Source organism: Psychroflexus curvus (assembly GCF_020164585.1).
Taxonomy (GTDB): domain Bacteria; phylum Bacteroidota; class Bacteroidia; order Flavobacteriales; family Flavobacteriaceae; genus Psychroflexus; species Psychroflexus curvus.
Genome location: NZ_JAIQZF010000004.1, coordinates 169073 through 187509, shown reverse-complemented (window position 1 = coordinate 187509; position 18437 = coordinate 169073). Strand labels below are relative to the sequence as shown.

The 18437-nt window shown below is 38.8% G+C and carries 14 protein-coding genes and 1 tRNA gene; 8 read left to right on the top strand and 7 right to left on the bottom strand.

Going from position 1 to position 18437, the window contains the following annotated elements:
• Nucleotides 1-52: 52 nt before the first annotated feature.
• Nucleotides 53-1555 (bottom strand): malate:quinone oxidoreductase, encoded by a 1503-nt coding sequence (locus tag LB450_RS07375; protein WP_224487277.1) that lies wholly within the window; start codon nt 1553-1555, stop codon nt 53-55.
• A gap of 204 nt (nt 1556-1759) precedes the next feature.
• Entirely contained in the window at nt 1760-3058 is a 1299-nt protein-coding gene (locus LB450_RS07370; protein ID WP_224487276.1) for an erythromycin esterase family protein, read from the bottom strand.
• 360 nt (nt 3059-3418) lie between these two features.
• On the opposite strand from LB450_RS07370, the gene LB450_RS07365 reads away from it, so the two are divergent.
• Nucleotides 3419-3754 carry a DUF202 domain-containing protein gene (locus LB450_RS07365; protein ID WP_224487275.1) on the top strand — a complete coding sequence of 112 codons (336 nt, stop codon included), beginning with the start codon at nt 3419-3421 and terminating at the stop codon, nt 3752-3754.
• Here the strand turns inward: LB450_RS07365 and LB450_RS07360 are convergent.
• Together LB450_RS07360 and LB450_RS07355 are read right to left on the bottom strand one after the other, a co-directional pair.
• Entirely contained in the window at nt 3729-5513 is a 1785-nt protein-coding gene (locus LB450_RS07360) for an SLC13 family permease (RefSeq protein WP_224487274.1), read from the bottom strand. The genes LB450_RS07365 and LB450_RS07360 overlap by 26 nt on opposite strands.
• A 306-nt stretch (nt 5514-5819) precedes the next feature.
• Nucleotides 5820-6257, bottom strand: a complete 438-nt coding sequence (locus LB450_RS07355) for a secondary thiamine-phosphate synthase enzyme YjbQ (RefSeq protein ID WP_224487273.1) — start codon at nt 6255-6257, stop codon at nt 5820-5822.
• 224 nt (nt 6258-6481) lie between these two features.
• Here LB450_RS07355 and LB450_RS07350 point away from each other — a divergent pair, with 224 nt between their 5' ends.
• Entirely contained in the window at nt 6482-7288 is an 807-nt protein-coding gene (locus tag LB450_RS07350) for an HAD family hydrolase (RefSeq protein ID WP_224487272.1), read from the top strand.
• A gap of 516 nt (nt 7289-7804) precedes the next feature.
• Here the strand turns inward: LB450_RS07350 and LB450_RS07345 are convergent.
• Together LB450_RS07345 and LB450_RS07340 are read right to left on the bottom strand one after the other, a co-directional pair.
• A tRNA-Arg gene (locus LB450_RS07345) sits at nt 7805-7878 on the bottom strand.
• Between the two features lie 55 nt (nt 7879-7933).
• A complete protein-coding gene (locus LB450_RS07340) occupies nt 7934-8383 on the bottom strand; it encodes a GatB/YqeY domain-containing protein (protein ID WP_224487271.1) in 450 nt (149 codons plus the stop codon).
• A gap of 130 nt (nt 8384-8513) precedes the next feature.
• On the opposite strand from LB450_RS07340, the gene LB450_RS07335 reads away from it, so the two are divergent.
• From LB450_RS07335 to LB450_RS07310, 6 genes are all read left to right on the top strand, one after another.
• The gene (locus tag LB450_RS07335) at nt 8514-9317 is read left to right on the top strand and encodes a sulfite exporter TauE/SafE family protein (protein WP_224487270.1); all 804 of its coding nucleotides are present in this window, start codon (nt 8514-8516) and stop codon (nt 9315-9317) included.
• Between the two features lie 333 nt (nt 9318-9650).
• Nucleotides 9651-11303: an L-lactate permease gene (locus LB450_RS07330; protein WP_224487269.1), complete on the top strand. Its 1653-nt coding sequence runs from the start codon at nt 9651-9653 to the stop codon at nt 11301-11303.
• A gap of 327 nt (nt 11304-11630) precedes the next feature.
• The gene (locus tag LB450_RS07325) at nt 11631-12626 is read left to right on the top strand and encodes a c-type heme family protein (protein WP_224487268.1); all 996 of its coding nucleotides are present in this window, start codon (nt 11631-11633) and stop codon (nt 12624-12626) included.
• 108 nt (nt 12627-12734) lie between these two features.
• Nucleotides 12735-13094 (top strand): zinc ribbon domain-containing protein YjdM, encoded by a 360-nt coding sequence (locus LB450_RS07320; protein ID WP_224487267.1) that lies wholly within the window; start codon nt 12735-12737, stop codon nt 13092-13094.
• Nucleotides 13095-13119: 25 nt separating this feature from the next.
• Complete coding sequence (locus LB450_RS07315; RefSeq protein ID WP_224487266.1) at nt 13120-13797, top strand: aspartate/glutamate racemase family protein; 678 nt, start codon at nt 13120-13122, stop codon at nt 13795-13797.
• Nucleotides 13798-13978: 181 nt separating this feature from the next.
• Entirely contained in the window at nt 13979-14623 is a 645-nt protein-coding gene (locus LB450_RS07310; RefSeq protein ID WP_224487265.1) for a ZIP family metal transporter, read from the top strand.
• A gap of 580 nt (nt 14624-15203) precedes the next feature.
• Here LB450_RS07310 and LB450_RS07305 read toward each other — a convergent pair.
• A complete protein-coding gene (locus tag LB450_RS07305; RefSeq protein ID WP_224487264.1) occupies nt 15204-18437 on the bottom strand; it encodes an efflux RND transporter permease subunit in 3234 nt (1077 codons plus the stop codon).

The following is an 18437-nucleotide window of genomic DNA, read 5'->3' as shown; positions in this document are numbered from 1 at the left end:
TTAGTCACCATACTCTTATTAAAATTTAAAACTTTCAAAACAATTTAATGCGCTATTCAGCACTAACCTTCAGGCCCAGTTTCTCATGGCATTGCTCACGAATTTTTCTGAATTCATCTTCATTCCCCTCAACGGGTTTATCCCAAAAAGGGATCATGTGATTAAGCTTAGTTTTGACTTCGTCCGAATTCAGTAAATCCGGATATTCCTGCTTTATAATGTCTAAAGCAATTTTGACTGCGGTTGAAGCTCCTGGTGAAGCGCCAAGTAAAGCTGTAACCGTACCATCTTTGTTGGAAACAACTTCAGTTCCAAACTCCAGCAAGGCTCCTTCTTCTTTACTTTTCTTAAGAATTTGAACTCTTTGTCCAGCGTTTTGCATTTCCCAGTCTTCAGACTTGGCATCTTTTACAAATTTCCTTAATTCTTCCAACTGGGCATCCTTTCCAGTCACCACCTGTTCTACAAGATATCTGGTAAGGTCAAGGTTTTTCCAAAAGACCCCCCAATAGGTAGGAATGTTTTCAAAATTAATAGAGTGGGGAAGGTCTAGGGAGGAGCCTTCTTTTAAAAATTTGGTACTAAATCCTGCAAACGGACCAAACATAAGTGCTTTTTTTCCATCGATGTGACGGGAATCTAAATGTGGAGCAGACATGGGCGGATTATTTCCGCTGGCTTTGGAATACACCTGAGCATCATGGTTTTTGATAAGCTCTTCGTTACGGCAAACCAGCCATTTTCCGCTTACGGGAAAACCACCGTAATGACTATGCTGTTCAATCTCCGATTTTTGAAGGAGTAGGAGTGCTCCGCCACCGGCACCAATGAAAATCTTTTCTGTTTCAAATGAAAAGGATTTTTCATCAGAGGCAGTCTTGCCATCAACAGTCCAACCCCGGTGGGTTCTATTGACATCTTTCACGTCATGATCTACCAAAATATCGACATCAAATTCGTTTTTCAGGATGTTCATAAAAGATTTGGTGACCGCTTCAAAGTCAATTTCTGTCCCCTGCTTAATTCGTGTTCCTGCAAGATGTTCGTTATCGTCTCTATTCCTCATAATGACAGGAAACCAGTCGCGCATGCTGTCAAAATCTTCGGTATATTCCATGTTCTCAAACTCCACACTGGCTTTCATTTTTTCAAATCTTTTTTTGAGAAGCTTCACCTGTTCTTCGTCATGTACCCAGCTGCAATGGGAAGTCGGAAACACAAATGAATCTGGATTCGATATAAAATCTTCTTCGATGAGATAGCTCCAGAATTGCTTGGTGAGTTCGAAATCATGACATACATCGAGTGCTTTGGAGATATCGACATGACCGTTATCTTCTACCAACGTGTAATTGAGTTCGCAATTGCCAGAATGCCCTGTTCCTGCATTGTTCATGGTTTTAGAGCTTTCCTGGCCGGTTTCTGAAAGGCGTTCGAGAATTAAAATTTCAAACTCAGGTTTTAAAATTTTAAGCATCAAAGCATAAGTCATGCTCATTATTCCTCCGCCAACGCAAATCAGATCGTAGATTTTGTTCCTGTGTGATTTATTCATCTTTTGAATTTAAGTTAATACTATAAATGTGTTTAGTCGAGCCTAAGCTCAAATGTTAGTCTTATACCTAAAGCTCACTTATTAAAATGGATGTTTTGTTATTATAAAACTGAATTGCCTAGGTGAAAATTACTCAGACAGTTCAGAATCAAATTGAATTTCAATTCCGGTAAATCCTCTAAGTCATTTATGGGCTTATAAACTTTACAATCCATAAGGATAGGTTTCGGGAAGTTTAGAGTCTTCAACAGAAACATCTATGTGATTTAAGGCCTTGGTTTTATCAAAAAACAAAAAATGATCATAGCGTTTGGTGATAAGCGTAGGCACATAGTTTCCAAACCGCTCGTGGTTGGGATTATAAACCACACCTACTGCCCGGTGAGGGATTCTTTTCTGCAATTCAGGAATGTGCCTGAGATCCTCCATATGGATGTGAAACTGATCTCCTGCGCGATGGCATAAATCTTCCCAGCTATCTTCACGACCTTCCGGCAACTTCATTTCCTGAACCTCTGAACCCCAGGAATTTCCTGCCAGCACACTTCCGCGGTAACTGCCAAAACCAATAAGAGATACCTTATCTTTTCCATATTCTTCCCGACCAAGCTCTCCTATATTGTATAAACCCTGGTCACCCATATCGGTGTAAGAAGCATCGCCTATATGGGTATTGTGTGCCCAGACGATTCCCGTGGCATTTTCACCATGAAATTTCATCAGCCGGTTAAGGGTATCCATCATGTGTCGGTCTCGAAGATTCCAGGTGGATTCGTCGCCGGAAGCCATGATGCGATAATACTTTTCAGCATTTTTAGTGACCACTGCATTTTGTTCGGTGCTGAAAGCGTGTTCACGATCCGAATTATAATTGGATACGTTTTTACGAATTTCAGAAAGCAATTGACTGACTTCTCTGCTGCAGCCTTCAGGAACCAATCTTGTGGATAAGGCATATGTTTGTCCTCCTTCATCGCGATGAGGTTCAAAACAGCGCATGGCTGTTTTAGCAGTTTCAAAAGCAGACGGGTCTTCTTTTTTCAGATACTCCATTACGGCATCCAGCGATTCCCAAAGGCTATATACGTCCAGACCGTAAAAGCCCTTACGTTTGCCTGATGGCAGTTCTTTGTTAAATTCTCTAAGCCATTGCATCCACTCGTGGACCTCCCAGTTGGCCCACATCCAGGACGGCCATCTTTTAAATTCCCTGAGTACCGATTTTGTTTCTTCACTGGCATCTTCATAATTTTTGACATGGCGGTTGAGTTCATAACAGGCTGGCCAATCTCCTTCAACGGCAACAAAATCAAAACCATGCTCTTCCATTAAAAGTTTAGAAATCTTGGCTCTCCAGTTGTAATAATCGTGAGTTCCATGAGAAGCTTCCCCCATCATTACAATTCTCTTGTCTTTGATGGAATCTATAAGGGCTTTTAAATCCTCTTTCTCCTTAAAGTCATTTTTATTTTCCTGCAGAGTTGCAATAACTGAATTTTTCACACTATTTTTTTTAAAATTAATAAATCCTCAGTTCGATATGAAACGCTAAAAGCGAGCTGAGTAGCAACTAAACATTTCATTAATACCGAGCTTATATAAACCTGTGAGTTTTTTAGGCTGAGCCAAAATAGGATTTGTTGTTTTGGCTAAAGAAATTAAAAGTCTATTTCTGTTTTATTAGCACCTGCCTTTGGATATTAAGCAGATGTGTATAAATTTACTATTCAGGTTTATTGTATAATAATTAATACTTGTTCAAAATACTTATTGACCTGTGAAATGCAAAGCTTTTAAGAGTATTATAAGAAGTAATGAAAATTGTATACTTTTTATTACATTGAAATACATTAACTATAAACCATGAAACGATTTAGAAGATTTAGGAGTGACTTCAAGAATGATGAAAAAATAATATTGCGTGATTTTTTAGCTATGGAGCGCACCACTTTAGCTAATGAACGCACTTTTTTCGCTTACATCCGGACAAGTTTTTATCTTATTGTAGCAGGTATAGCTTTCATCAAACTCAAGGACTTTGATCCCTTAAGCTGGGTAGGTTATGCTCTCTTTGGAATCAGTGCTTTTTTACTGAGTTTTGGTATTTATAGGTATCAGCTTTTGCAGAGAAAACTGAACCGCTTTTACGATGACTCAGAAGTAGAAAAGGAGTCTAAAACGGATAAAAATAAGGAATAAGTATACTGGCTAAGATCACGAATAAGAGGTGGAGTGGAGCCCCTACTTTCGTAAAATCCGTAAATTTATATTTACCTGCGCTAAAAACCATGGTATTGGTTTGGTAACCAATGGGCGTCATAAAACTCGCACTTCCAGCAATGGCAATGGTTACCAAAAAGGGTAAAATATTGGTATCTAAACCTGAGGAAACCGAAAAAGCTATGGGTACCATTAAAGCTGCTGAAGCATTATTGCTCATTGTTTCCGTGAGTAGGGAAGTAAACACATAAAAAACAGCAACTAAAAGCATTCTGCTTTGAAATTCGCTGGTTGTGCTTATCAGCATCTCGCTAATATTCTGAGAAAGGCCGCTGCTGGTCATTGCTTCCCCCAAACTTAAGGAGCCGGCCAACAGAAAAATCACTTTCCAGTCGATCGCCCGATAAGCCTCTTGCATACTGATGATTCCAAGACTATTTAAAATAACAATCCCCCCGAAAGCTGAAATCACCAAGGGTAAAATATTGAAAGTAGCCAAAAGAATAACAGATAGTATCACTGAAATCGAAATGTATAACTTCTTTGGGTTTATGTCGCTTACTACTTGTTCACTCACGGAGATAAAGGGTGAATTTCGTTTTTCCTGACTTTCCTGTAGGAGTTGGTATCCATTTTCATTGGTTAGTAAAACCAGGATATCACCGGCCTGTAGTTTTACTTCCTTTAAATCAGAAAGTTGTTTTTCACCTCTTTGGCGAATGCCTATAACATTGGCATTGTAGCGATTTAGGAAATCGACCTCTTCGAGCTTTTGACCTATGAGGTCTGAATTCTGGAGTAAGATGATTTCCAGCATACGGGTTTCCTCATCGGGAAATTCTTTATCCTCAAAGTCTTCTGTTAGACTGAAATAGTCATCCTTAATCAATTTGTTCATTTCTTTAAGAGAGCCTTCAATCAACAACGAGTCATTTTCTTTTAATTTTTTAGATTGATCTGGTTTATCTTCAGTTTCATTATCTCTTTTGTGAGTTTTGATCGTTATGTCTTTATCCTGGAATAAATTATTTAAATCCATTTCCTCTTCCTCGGGTTTTTTCTTTAGCCTGACTTCTGCTAAAAATCGTTTAGTTTCTTCCTGTTCTTCCATCAGGTCTTTTGATCCTTGATCTGGAAGAAAGTAACGGCCAGCAAACATCAAATACAGCAAGCCTACTGTAAACAAACAAAGTCCAATGGGCGCAAGTGTAAACATATTAAAATCCTCAAATCCCCTGTCTGATGCCATTCCGCTGACAAGCAAATTGGTGGAAGTGCCGATTAAAGTGCAACAGCCTCCAAAAATAGCCAGATAGGAAAGGGGGATTAAATACCTGGAAGGAGAGCGCTTGAGCTTTTTTGTAGTCCTGTTCACTACTGGAATAAAGGTAGCTACTACGGGGGTATTGTTTATAAATGCTGAAATTCCGCTCACCATAAATGCCATACTAAATATGGATTTTGGATATCCTTTGCCCAGTAAGTTTTGCATCAATGGAACTAACAAGTCGATTAAATTCGATTTGATCAACGCCTGACTCAAAATAAACATGGCGGCTACGGCAAGAGTAGCCTGATTGGCAAAGCCAGAAATGGCTTTGTCGGCATCAATTACGCCGGTGGTCACCAAGCTCACCATGACGCCTATAGCAACCAAATCTACTGGAATGTTCTCCTTGATATAGCAGAACATGCTTATGGCAATAATAGCAAGAGTAATATAAGCTTCAATGGTCATATTTAAAGTTAATTAAAAAATTGTAGAAAGCGTAAAAGTAAACGAATCTGAATTCGCCTAAGTTTTGATTATTTACATATTGACAAGCAGACTGCGAATGTTTTCGCTCTATTTGCTCATCTAACTTATTTTTAAAGGTACTTTATGATAGTATTTTTTATGATAAGCGAGATTGATGAAATTGGTGAAACACCATAATAAAGCTAAACATTAGTGTAAAACCTATTGATCGGTCGTAACAGGCTTAAACTTTAATTGCAGTCCAACTGAAAATCACTATCAAAAGGAGAGGGTTTCTATTTAAAGCTAGTGTTTTGAAAGAGTTCCTAAGGCTGTGACTACGATAGTTCGCCTACCACCATTATCTCTGTGTTCGCATAAGTATATGCCCTGCCAGGTCCCCAGATTCAACTCGCCATGACTTATAGGAATACTTAATGAAGAACCTAAAGTGGAGGCCTTTAAATGGGCGGGCATGTCATCAGACCCTTCTATGGTATGCGTGTAATATGGAGCGTGCTCTGGTACCGAATCGTTGAAGTGGCTTTCAAAGTCTACTCTTACAGATGGATCTGCATTTTCATTGATCGTCAATGAAGCAGAAGTGTGTTGAATGAAAACATGAAAAACACCTATGTCAATTGAACTCAACTCCTGTTTTACTTCTTGCATTATCTCCTTGGTTATTAAGTGAAAGCCTCTACTATAAGCCTTTAGCGTAAACTCTTTTTGAAAAGAAGTCATAAATTCATGTGTTTTAGCTTGACGGGTAATATACAAAATCCACACAAAAGCGTTTAATCTTAAGCAAAGTCATGAGATCATTATATCATTAACTTCTAAATTATTTATTCTAAAAACTCAAAATCTATGTCTATGTTATGGATGATATCTACATTTGTTTTTTTTTTGAAACTCTGTGGAGTTATCACGCACTTTGGTTCAATGACCAAAAAATAAATTATAACATGGATTTTTCGAACATCAAACTGGTGGTTTCCGATATGGATGGCACCCTGTTAAATAGCCGACATGAGGTTAGTACAAAATTTCTGAATCAGTTTCAGCAGCTAAAAAATAAGAATATTCATTTTGTAGCAGCGAGTGGAAGACAATTCCAAAGCATATTAAGCAAGTTTCCCTCTATCAATAATGACATTAGCATTATCGCAGAGAATGGTGCTGTTATGAAGTATAAGGACGAAACCAACGTCTTACTGCAATTGAGCTTAAATCAAATTTCAGACTGTATTTCACGCATTAGAGAAATAAAGAATTCTCATATTGTTTTATGCGGTAGAAAAACAGCTTATATTGAATCCAAAGATTCAAGTTTCATTTCCAAACTACGCGAATATTATACAGAGGCTTCACAAGTCGATGATCTTACTCAGGTCACTGATGACAAATTCTTAAAAATTGCAGTTTTTCATTTTGATTCCTCAGAGGAGTTTGTGTATCCTTACCTTCAGCCAGTTGTCAATCAGGTCCAAGTGATTGTTTCTGCACAGAATTGGGTTGATATTTCTCATAAAGAAGCCAATAAATCCTTTGCTCTAAAACAAATTCAAAAGAACTTGGGGGTAACACCTGAGCAGACGATGATTTTTGGTGATTATAACAATGATATTGAAATGTTGAAGTTAGCACAATTTAGTTACGCCATGTCCAATGCACATCCTCGGGTTAAAGAAGTAGCCAATTATGCTACATCAAGTAATGATAATCATGGGGTGGAAACCGTTTTGGAAAAACTGCTTTCAGCTAGATCTTAAAACGAATTATTTTTGAAGTGTTAACTGATCTGAAATTTAGTTTTACATTGAAGTCAGACCTTGGGTCAGCAAAAGTGTAGTAAATCCCACCTATCTCTGATTCAATTTGGCTGTTTCTTTTTAAAACCACATGAACTTTCGCTTTTCTCAAAATAAAAAAACCACTCTATTTTTAGCGTGGTTTTCCACTCGTCGTGTTGATCGAGTATTCGCTTCGCGCATCCCAAAGCGTTCCGCTTCCGCTTATATTTGTAAAAAAGAACTTCATTATGAGCAAAAGCGTTGTTCTCTGCTTGCTGTGTTCATCGAGGATTCACTTCGTGCATCCCAAAGCGTTCCGCTTTTGATTGTGTCGAAAACAAAGAACTCCACTATGAAAAATAACGTGGTTTTCTGCTTGCTGTGTTCATTGAGGATTCGCTTCGCGCATCCCAAAGCGTTCCGGTTTGAAAATACTTCAAACAAAAAAACGCTCAAGTAAACTTGGCGTTTTTTCTTTTTTGAAGTATTTATTCGTGACCGCGGAGGGATTCAAACCCCCAACCCTCAGAGCCGAAATCTGATATTCTATTCAGTTGAACTACGCGGCCTAAAATTTCCGTGAAAACGGAAATCTATGAATTGCAAGATTACAATAATATTAGCTTAAGACAAGTTGCCTTTCACAATTTTTGAAATTGTTTTTCCATCAGCTCTTCCAGCCAGGCGCTGAGAAGCCATGCCCATTACTTTTCCCATATCCTTCATAGAGCTAGCCCCAGTTTCTTCTACAATGGACTTGACTTCTTTATCAATTTCTTCTTCGCTTAACTGTGCTGGTAAAAATTGTTCAATGATTTTAGCTTCAGCCAATTCTGCTTCAGCCAAATCCTTACGGTCTTGCTCTAGATACAAATCAGCACTATCTTTTCGTTGCTTTACCAGTTTTTGAACCAATTTCAATTCTTCAGCTTCAGGAATTTCATCCTTGCTGGAAGTAGCAGTTTTAGCCTTCAAAATTTCACTTTTGATAGATCGTAAAGAAGCTAAGGCGACCGAATCTTTGGCCTTCATCGCTTCTTTCATTTTTTGCATCACCTCTTGTTCTAGTGCCATTTCTAATTTTTTTGCTAAGATAAATAATAATCTTTCAAAATCAATTTAAAGCCTTACTTTCAATGTAACTAAAGTTACTGATTAGCTTTGGTCTAATTCTATCTTTACGTTTTAAAATGAAATCCATCTTATGGAAATAATAGAATTATCAGGTTTTTTTGGGGCACTCATCATAGGTATAGTGCTTGGTTTAATCGGCGGGGGAGGTTCCATACTTACTGTTCCGGTTCTAGTATATTTACTTTCAGAAGACCCCGTAACGGCCACAGCCTATTCGCTTTTTGTCGTTGGTACAGCTAGTTTGGTAGGAGCACTCAGGAACATACAAAAGGGCTTAGTCGATATCAAAACAGCAACGGTTTTTGCCATCCCCGCTTTTATCGCTGTTTACCTCACCCGAAAATTCGCAGTTCCTGCCATTCCAGACTCACTCTTTACGGTTTCGGGCTTCGAAGTGACCAAAGGTGTAGGAATCATGTTATTTTTTGCACTGATTATGCTACTGGCAGCCTATTCTATGATCGTAGACAAAACAGAAAATATTAAGGAGGCCGAAAGTGAAGTCAACTACAATTATCCCTTGATTATCATAGAAGGTATTGTCGTAGGTTTTCTCACAGGAATTGTTGGAGCAGGAGGAGGGTTCCTTATCATTCCTGCTTTGGTATTGTTAGCTAAGTTACCTATGAAAAAAGCTGTCGCCACTTCCTTATTAATCATAGCTGTAAAATCCCTGATTGGGTTTATAGGTGATGTTCAAAACATAGATATCGAATGGAAATTCCTCGGGATTTTTACAGGACTATCTGTCATTGGTATATTTTTAGGGATTTGGCTGAATAAATTCATCAACGGGAAAAAATTAAAAAAAGGCTTTGGGTGGTTCGTTTTATTGATGGGTTTATATATTGTTTACAAAGAATTCACCAGGTAGTTGGTTTTAATTTATAGCCTTTCAAAAACAAATTTCTGAAAGTCTGATTTTTGAACATGTTTCAAAGGTTTAGCCGGTTAGTTTTCTTTTTTAATTTAGTTGCTTTCATCAAGCTAGAGATAGACTTATTTCTCAGTGACCTTTTCCTGAAAATTGTTAATTGAAGGATTTTTACACATTCCAGAAACTATAAGTAAAGCAAATTGAGCATTATCTTAAACTGGTAATTATAACAATTTATGTCCAAAGTCATTTTAATACTTGAGAGCCGTATCAAAAAGATGTTTTAAGTTTGTTAGTGGTTATTTATAAACTTGATCTCAATCTATTTTTATGGATGCATTACTAGCTTTTTCGCCAATACTTCTTACGATTATTTTAATGGCTGGGTTTAATTGTGGTGCCAACAAAGCATTGCCTTTGGCATTAATATTAGCGGTGCTGGTAGCCTTTTTTAAATGGAATATGGGTATTGAATTTGTTCTAGGCTACACCTTTTTTGGATTTCTAAAAGCATTTGACATTCTCATCATCATTTTTGGAGCTATTTTGATTTTAAATACCCTCAAGTTATCCGGAGCCATGGCTACAATCAACCATGGGTTTAATGGGATCACAGATGATCGGCGTATCCAGGCAATCATCATAGGTTTTATGTTTGGAGCCTTTATTGAAGGAGCTGCTGGCTTTGGAACCCCCGCTGCTTTAGCAGCACCTCTGCTGGTAGGTCTGGGATTTCCACCGCTGGCCGCCGCCCTGGTTGCTCTTATATTCAACACTGTTCCAGTACCTTTTGGAGCAGTGGGGACTCCCATATTTGGATCTATGAGTACACTTGGAACAAATATTGCCTCCACAGGCATTTCTGCTGAAAGTTTCAAAATGGCATTGACCGAATGGATTGCTATCCCCAATAGCATTGCCGGAATATTTATTCCTTTATTAGGGCTTGCAATAATGACACGTGTTTTTGGTAAGGAAAAATCGATTAAGCCTGCTTTAGCCGCAGCTCCATTTGCCATTTTTGCAGGACTTGCTTTTATGATTCCCTATCTGCTTATAGCTGTCTTTTTTGGTCCGGAACTTCCGTCATTGGTAGGTGCTTTTATCGGTTTAGGCATTGTTATTATTGCTGCAAAACACGGGTTTTTAGTCCCAAAAAAGAAATGGGATTTCCCACACAAGTCGGCCTGGCCAGAACTATGGACTTCCAAAATTGATACTGGAAATACAGGAGAATCCAAAATGTCACTCTTTAAAGCCTGGTCCCCCTACATTCTCATTGCAATTATTCTTGTGATTTCGAGAATTCCGGCATTTGGCATAAAACAACTTCTTATGGATCAGGAATTCACCTTAACCAATGTGGCGGGAATAAAAGATCTGACTTACAATTTGAAGTGGGCTTATCTGCCTGGGACCATTCCTTTTATGCTAGTTGCTTTAGCCACCCACTTCATTCATAAAATGAGTAAAAAGGATATTAAAAGAGCATGGCAGTTAACTTTCAAACAAATTAGTGCCGCTGCAATAGCCCTTTTAGCAGGAGTCGGGCTGGTACAACTCATGCTCAATTCTGGAGTAAATACAAGTGGAATGGACAGTATGCTGACTACCATGGCTGAAGCTACGGCAGACCTGTCGGGCGCAGCCTATCCTTTCTTTGCTACACTCGTGGGGATGCTAGGAACTTTCATGTCCGGCTCAGCAACAGTGTCCAATATCCTGTTTATGTCATTTCAATTTGAAACTGCTTCAATTCTCGACTTTTCACCTATTCTGATTTTATCAATGCAAGGAATAGGTTCTGGCATTGGAAACATGATTTGCATAAATAACATTGTAGCCGTTTCTGCAACAGTTGGCTGTATTGGCGCAGAAGGAAAAATGATCAGAATAAATGCTCTACCTGCATTAATTTACTATCTACTCATCACAGCTATTGTAGGTATACTCATTTACAGCGGATTTTCGCCATTACAATAAGCCTTCTGGTGTTTAAGAATCTGAAGTTGTTTTTTCAGGAGCTATTCCCGCTATACATTCCAAGTCCGCCCCCCCCAAAGCCTTGGGGGTTGAGGGCTTTCCATTGCTATCGGGGCTAAGGAATGGTGAATACTTGATACTGAATACCGAATATTGAATGCTGAATTATAAAGGTTATTCAATAAATTTAAAGTTCCTCAATCTGATATTTTTTTAATTTCGTCTTCGTCTTCGTCTACCGTCTACCGTCTAAAACCCCCTCCCTGTAACTTAAGTTACCATAAAAGTCACCCAAGTCATGTAACTTGCTTTTTCAAATTACTACTTATGAAATGGATTCTAATGGTTTCAGTGATACTCGCGAGCCTAACCTCCTGTAAAAAGTCATCTCAAGGAGATAAAGCCGAGTACTTCGAGCTCAAGTCAACGGATATAAATTCAGAAGAAATAGCAGTAAGAGGAAAGACACTTATGGAAAACAAGTGTTACCTCTGCCACAATCCAAAAGCTGAGGAGGGGTCTATGATTGCTCCACCGATGATTGCCATAAAAGCAAGGTATTCTAAAGATGCTAAATCTAAAAAAGAATTTATGGCGGATATCTGGAATTTTGTAGAGAAGCCAGCTCAGGATAAAGCTAAGTTAAAAGGGGCGGTTAAGCGCTTTGGGTTAATGCCCTATCAGCCTTATGCACAGGAAGACATAGAAGCGATTGCAGCGTTTATCTATGATTATGAAATAGAAAAACCAGAGTGGTTTGAGCAACACTGGAAAAAAAATCATGAGAAAAGGTACAGGCAAAAAGGAAAATCTGTTGCTCAACTTCCAGAACCAGAGCAAAATTATGCAGATATTGGGATGACTTACGCCAAATCTACCAAAGCGACTTTAGGTAAAAATCTGATGGGCGCAATCCAAAAGGAGGGTGTTTTACATGCGCTTTCGTTTTGTAATGTGCAGGCCATGCCGCTTACAGATTCTATGTCTACTAAGCATAATGCTAAAATAAAGCGAGTGTCTGATAAGTACAGAAACCCCAAAAATGAAGCTAATGAAGAAGAATTGAACTACATTTCTCTGTACAAGCAGATCTTAGAAAATGGGGAACAACCAGAACCTATTGTCGTCGAAGAAAATGAAAACGTAAATTTCTATTATCCCATCGTCACCAACGATATGTGTTTAAAATGTCACGGTACCCCTGGTGAAGAAATTCAACCGAAAATTTTGGAAAGAATTCAGGCGCTTTACCCTAAAGATAATGCGATTGGCTATGACGTAAACGAAGTGAGAGGAATGTGGAGCATAAGCTTTGATAAGTAAAAGTCAAATCAGGATTGTGATTTATTATGATATTGCATCCGATTTAAATGGTAAAAGGTAAAATAAATCCGCACTTTTGAGCTCCCATTGCAATCAAATCAAAAACTTATGTCAGAAGAAATGAAAGAATGTCCAAGTTGCAAATCGCCTTACGGCTATGCTGTTGAACAAGGTCTTTACAATTGTCCGGAGTGTAGTTTTGAGTGGAATCCTGGAGAAAAGGAATCTGAAGAAACCGAAGCAGAAAACGATGAGCCAGTCATAAAAGACGCCAATGGAAATGTACTTGAAGATGGCGATAGCGTTGTCGTCGTTAAAGACCTTCCGGTCAAAGGCTTTCCAAAACCCGTGAAAGCGGGGACTAAAGTGAAGAACATCCGACTTACTGACGGCGATCATAATATCGACTGTAAGATTAAAGATTTTGGAGCGATGGCTTTAAAATCTGAATTTGTGAAAAAAGCTTAACTTGATATAACCTAAAACATGTATCATGAAACGATTAGGACTTATTGGAGGAACTTCTTACCACTCAACCTTAGAGTATTACAAGGCCATCAATGCACAGGTTATTGAGCAAAATGCGACACATTCAAATCCGGAACTTTTACTCTACAGCATTACTATGGATGTGATGCGGCGTCAAGAGCAGGAGGAAATAAATTCGGTTTACCTCAATGCTGCCAAAAAACTTCAGGAAGCTGGTGCCGAAGCTATTGTCATTTGTGCCAACACGCCGCATATGGCGGTAAAATATGTTCAACCTCAACTTGAAATTCCCTTTCTGCACATTGGAGATTCGATAGGAAAAGAAGCGGTTCAACACAATTACAAAAAATTACTGCTACTCGGAAACCGACCAACTATAACCAAAGCCTTTCTGAAGGATTACCTTATCGAAAAATACAACTTAGAGGTCATCATTCCAGAGGAAGAAGCTATCGAAAAGTCTCATTATTTCGTTTCCGATGAATTGACAAAAGGGATATTTTCTAAAGAGGCCAAAGCATTTTATAAAGAACTGATTGAAAAGCATCAGGATACAATCGATGCTGCTATTTTAGGGTGTACAGAATTACCAATTCTGCTCAAAGATGAAAGCTCAAAAATACCTTATATTAAAACGACCGATTTACACATTCAATCGGCAGTAGAGTTTATTATAAATTAGTAAATTGTCTTATTTCGATCTTTTTGAATGCTACAAGAATTTAATTTGTTTTTGATCCTGATGAACATTCGATACTATTGAAGTTATGTTTGACGAGACTGTATTTAGAGTTTTTTTATACGCCTTAATCACCGCAATTACGACGGGTTTTGGAGCAATTCCCTTCTTTTTCGCAAAAAAAATGCCCAAGAAATGGCTGGGCTGGTCTGGTGGAGTCGCATCGGGAATTATGCTGGCCGCCAGTTTTCGCCTGATTAATGAAGGCATAAATTATGACCTTTATAAAACAATTAGTGGAGTATTGATAGGTCTGGTTTTTATCCTTTTAAGCCAGAAATGGCTATCCAGTCATGAAAATCTTCATGTTGGTAAGCTAAAGGGAGCGAATGCAAAGAAAGCATTGATGATCATTGGTGTGATGACTATACATTCATTTGCAGAAGGCGTTGGGGTAGGCGTGTCTTTTGGAGGTGAAGAAGGATTTGGTGTGTTTATGTCTGTTGCAATTGCTATACACAACATTCCTGAAGGTTTAGCCATTAGCCTGGTATTGATTCCCAAAGGCATGAGTACATGGAAGGCTGCAGGCTGGAGTGTGGTCTCCAGTTTGCCGCAACCCCTTTTAGCTATACCTGCGTTTTTGTTTGTTTCCGCCTTTAAGTCGTTCCTGCCCGTAGGATTAGGCCTGGCGGCCGGGGCCATGATTTGGATGGTTTTTTCAGATCTTGTGCCAGATGCTTTAGAAAATGCTAAAAAACAGCATGTTGCTACTATAGCTACCGTTTCTATTGCCCTGATGATGCTTTTCCAGGTTTTGATGGAGTAAGTTGTTTTTTGAAAGATATTAGAAGTTAGATTTTAGATATCAGAAGTAAGGTATTAAATATTAGAAGTGCTAGGTTAGCAGTTGAAATCTTTAGTCTCTAAGCCCTGGCTCTTGTTTCAAAGATTTCTGAATACCGAACACCGAATAAAAAATAAAGAATAAAGAATATAATTTTTTAAATTTTGAAACCACTAACCACTCTTTCGCTTCGACTAGCCTGCCTGCGCCTGCCTGTCGTGCCTCTGGCAGGCTGGTTTCCTTGGCAAAGGCAGGGAATCTATCTGTCTTTCAATATTAAAGATTTATCAGTCGCTGAAAAAGCTCCTTCTGAATGACAAATTCAAAATTTAAGGTTCTTTATTCAATTTTACTGAAAACCGACAACCAGTTGACCAGAAAAAACATACCTCTAAGCCCTCAGCACTGATTTTGCGTTTGGGATGGAAGTAAAAATCCCGTAAAAGACAAAAGCCTAGATTTTCTAACTTGGCAGAGCGACTTTTGAAGCTCCAGTCCAGGTTTTTGAAAATCTGGCTATTGTCTTGCGGACTTGTAACGAACAGCCCGTTAAAACGCCCTGTTATTTATATTTCTTTTTCATCACCATATAAAACACAAGGGGTACAACAATTAGGGTTAAAAATGTCGAAACAATAGTCCCCCCCATGAGAGATAGAGCAAGACCTTGAAAAATCGGATCGAAGAGTATCGCAACGGCTCCAATAACGACAGTTCCTGCGGTCAATAATATAGGTGTAGTTCTCACCGCTCCTGCCTCAATGATAGATTGCTTAAGGGAGATGCCTTCGTTGAGACGAATTTCTATAAAGTCGACCAGTAAAACCGAGTTTCTTACCATAATCCCCGCTAAGGCTATCATACCAATAAATGAAGTAGCCGTAAAGAAGGCGTCAAAGAGCCAGTGTGCTAACACAATCCCTATTAATGAAAGTGGAATGGCAATCATCATTACTATAGGGGAGCGGAAGCTTTGAAACCAGCCAACGATCAACATATAAATAATGAAAATAACACCTATAAAAGCTATACCAAGATCTCGGAATACCTCCAGCGTGATTTGCCATTCACCGTCCCATTTCACAGAGTAATCTTCTGTATCTACAGGGATGTCTGTATATAATTCTTGTATAGAATAGCCTTCTGGCAAGTGCATATCTTTAAGGTATTCTTCCATGCCCAAAATAGCATAGACTGGACTTTCTAACTCGCCAGCCATTTCTGCCGTGACATACACTACTCGGCGTTTATTTTTTCTATAGATGCTTTTTTCTATGGGCTGCTCTACCAGGCTCACAAGGTTTCCAATGTTAACCATGTGGCCCTGTTGTGATTTTACTTTTAACTTTAATAAATCACCTGTAGATGATTTTTCAAGGTTTGGAGTGTAGTAGGTGATGCTAACCTGGTCGCGTTCATTTTCTCTGTACGCCATGCCAATAGAAGTATTCCCAAGGCTTAGTCGCATAGTTTCAACAATTTGCTGAGTGCTCACCCCTTCCAGGTTGGCACGCTCGGTGTCCACTATAAATTCAACTTCGGTTTGGTCGGCTTCTACACGCCAGTCGATGTCGACCACATCCTGAGTTTCCTGTAAAATACCTTTAACTTTTTTGGCAATCTTTATTTGCTCATCGTAATCTGGACCATAAACTTCGGCAACGATTGTAGACAATACAGGAGGTCCAGGTGGAACTTCCACAATTTTTATGACCGCACCATAGCGGTCTCCAATTGCTTTCACATCCTTTCTGAAGGATTTTGCAATATCATGACTTTGTGCGCTACGTTCGCTTTTGTTGGTGATATTCACCTGAATGTCTGCAAGATGTTCATCGTTTCTGAGATCGTAATGTCTCACCAAACCATTGAAGGTAATAGGGGAGGCTGTGCCTACATAGGTTTGATAGTTCACGACTTCTTCTCTGCCCTTGACATACTCTGCAATATCTAATGTAACGGCCTGCATTTCCTCTAATGGAGTACCTTCTGGCATATCGATAACAATCTGAAATTCGTTTTTGTTATCGAAGGGAAGCATTTTCACCAACACAGATTCATTTAAAAACAAAAATACCGAAGCGATAAGAAGGACGACCGTACTTCCAATAAAGAGCCAGCGTTTTTTCGAACTTTCCAGAAGTGGCTGCTGTACTTTTTCATAGAGTTTATATATTCTGGTCGATTTTAATTTATCATCACTGAGCTTATCTGCTTTTTTGATAGCTTCTTCATCATCTTCTTCTTCCCCATTGTCTTGTTTGCCATCCCCTTTTAAAAAGTAAAAGGCAAGGAAGGGTACAATCGTAAGTGCAATAAAAAGGGAAAGAATCATTGTTATAGAGGCCCCTATGGGCATAGGACTCATATAAGGTCCCATAAGTCCACTTACAAACGCCATGGGTAACACTGAAGCAATAACAATAAAGGCTGCTAAAATGGTAGGATTACCAACTTCGTTGATCGCATAAATGGCTGCATTCCGTAAGGACCTTTTCTTCATCTTGAAATGCCGGTGCATATTTTCTGTAATGATAATAGAATCATCTACCACAATCCCGGTAATGAAAATAAGTGCAAAAAGGGTTATTCTATTTAAGGTATAATCAAATAGATAATAGCTCAACATGGTTAAAGCAAAGGTGATAGGAACCGAAATAAAAACCACGAGACCTCCGCGCCAACCCATAGATAACATCACCACTAAAGTGACGGCAATAATGGCACTTAGCAAGTTAAAAAGCAAGTCAGTAACCTTAGCCGATGCGGTTTCTCCATAGTTACGTGTGACTTCCAGTTCTACATCCTCTGGAATAATATATTGTCCCCAGCGCTCTTTTTGAGCAATAATCTGGTCGGCTACCTGCATCGCATCGGAGCCTTTTCTTTTGGCAATCGATAGCGTCACAGCAGAGTAGGAAGAAGGCATTTCTTCTTGTTCTGCACTTGCAGCGCCAAAACCAAATTCTACATAACTCTCTGGTTTTTCAGGACCTTCCTCTACCTTTGCTATTTGATGGAGGTATACGGGACTGTTCTTATAAGTACCAACAACGATTTGTTTCAGATCCTTTTCAGTTTTAATAAAATTCCCAGTGGTGATAAGAATATTTTCGTTTTGATTTTGAATCACACCACTTTTGGATCTGGAGTGATTGGCCTGAATCCTCTGAGTCACACTTAAAATATCCAAATTGTATAGCGCTGCTTTTTGATGATCAAAACTGATTTTTAATTCTTTGCTTCTGCCACCGATAACTTCAGTAGAAGACACATTTTCCACCTTTTCGATTTCTACAATAAGCTCATCAGCAATTTCTTTAAGGCGGTAATCGTCGAACTTATCACTGTAAAGTGTAAGCCCAACAACAGGAACATCATCTATAGATCTTGTTTTGATGAGTGGGGGAGAAGCGCCTTTGGGTATTTCGTCCATGTGCCGCTCTATCTCGTTATGGAGTTTCACATAAGAATCTACAACATTCTCTCCTACATAAAACTGAGCTATAAGCATGCCTTGTCCCTGCATAGAAGTGGTATGTACATATTCAATACCTTCAATATTGGAAATGACACGCTCCAGAGGAATGATGACTTTGGATTCGATTTCCTTGGGACTCGCTCCTGGATAGCTGACAAATATATCGGCCATTGGCACGTCTATTTGTGGCTCTTCCTCTCTTGGAATGAGTAGTGTAGCATAAATACCTACTCCCATAAATACAACCATCAGTAAGATGGTGATTTTAGAAGTCAGAAATGCGTTGGCTAGTTTACCAGCAATACCATTTTTCAT

Bases quoted from the DNA above. Each gene is read 5' to 3' on its own strand.
- LB450_RS07375 (WP_224487277.1), bottom strand. From the start codon at position 1,555: ATGAATAAATCACACAGGAACAAAATCTACGATCTGATTTGCGTTGGC.
- LB450_RS07365 (WP_224487275.1), top strand. From the start codon at position 3,419: ATGAAACGATTTAGAAGATTTAGGAGTGACTTCAAGAATGATGAAAAA.
- LB450_RS07360 (WP_224487274.1), bottom strand. From the start codon at position 5,513: ATGACCATTGAAGCTTATATTACTCTTGCTATTATTGCCATAAGCATG.
- LB450_RS07355 (WP_224487273.1), bottom strand. From the start codon at position 6,257: ATGACTTCTTTTCAAAAAGAGTTTACGCTAAAGGCTTATAGTAGAGGC.
- LB450_RS07350 (WP_224487272.1), top strand. From the start codon at position 6,482: ATGGATTTTTCGAACATCAAACTGGTGGTTTCCGATATGGATGGCACC.
- LB450_RS07340 (WP_224487271.1), bottom strand. From the start codon at position 8,383: ATGGCACTAGAACAAGAGGTGATGCAAAAAATGAAAGAAGCGATGAAG.
- LB450_RS07335 (WP_224487270.1), top strand. From the start codon at position 8,514: ATGGAAATAATAGAATTATCAGGTTTTTTTGGGGCACTCATCATAGGT.
- LB450_RS07330 (WP_224487269.1), top strand. From the start codon at position 9,651: ATGGATGCATTACTAGCTTTTTCGCCAATACTTCTTACGATTATTTTA.
- LB450_RS07325 (WP_224487268.1), top strand. From the start codon at position 11,631: ATGAAATGGATTCTAATGGTTTCAGTGATACTCGCGAGCCTAACCTCC.
- LB450_RS07320 (WP_224487267.1), top strand. From the start codon at position 12,735: ATGTCAGAAGAAATGAAAGAATGTCCAAGTTGCAAATCGCCTTACGGC.
- LB450_RS07315 (WP_224487266.1), top strand. From the start codon at position 13,120: ATGAAACGATTAGGACTTATTGGAGGAACTTCTTACCACTCAACCTTA.
- LB450_RS07310 (WP_224487265.1), top strand. From the start codon at position 13,979: ATGCCCAAGAAATGGCTGGGCTGGTCTGGTGGAGTCGCATCGGGAATT.
- LB450_RS07305 (WP_224487264.1), bottom strand. From the start codon at position 18,437: ATGAAAAATGGTATTGCTGGTAAACTAGCCAACGCATTTCTGACTTCT.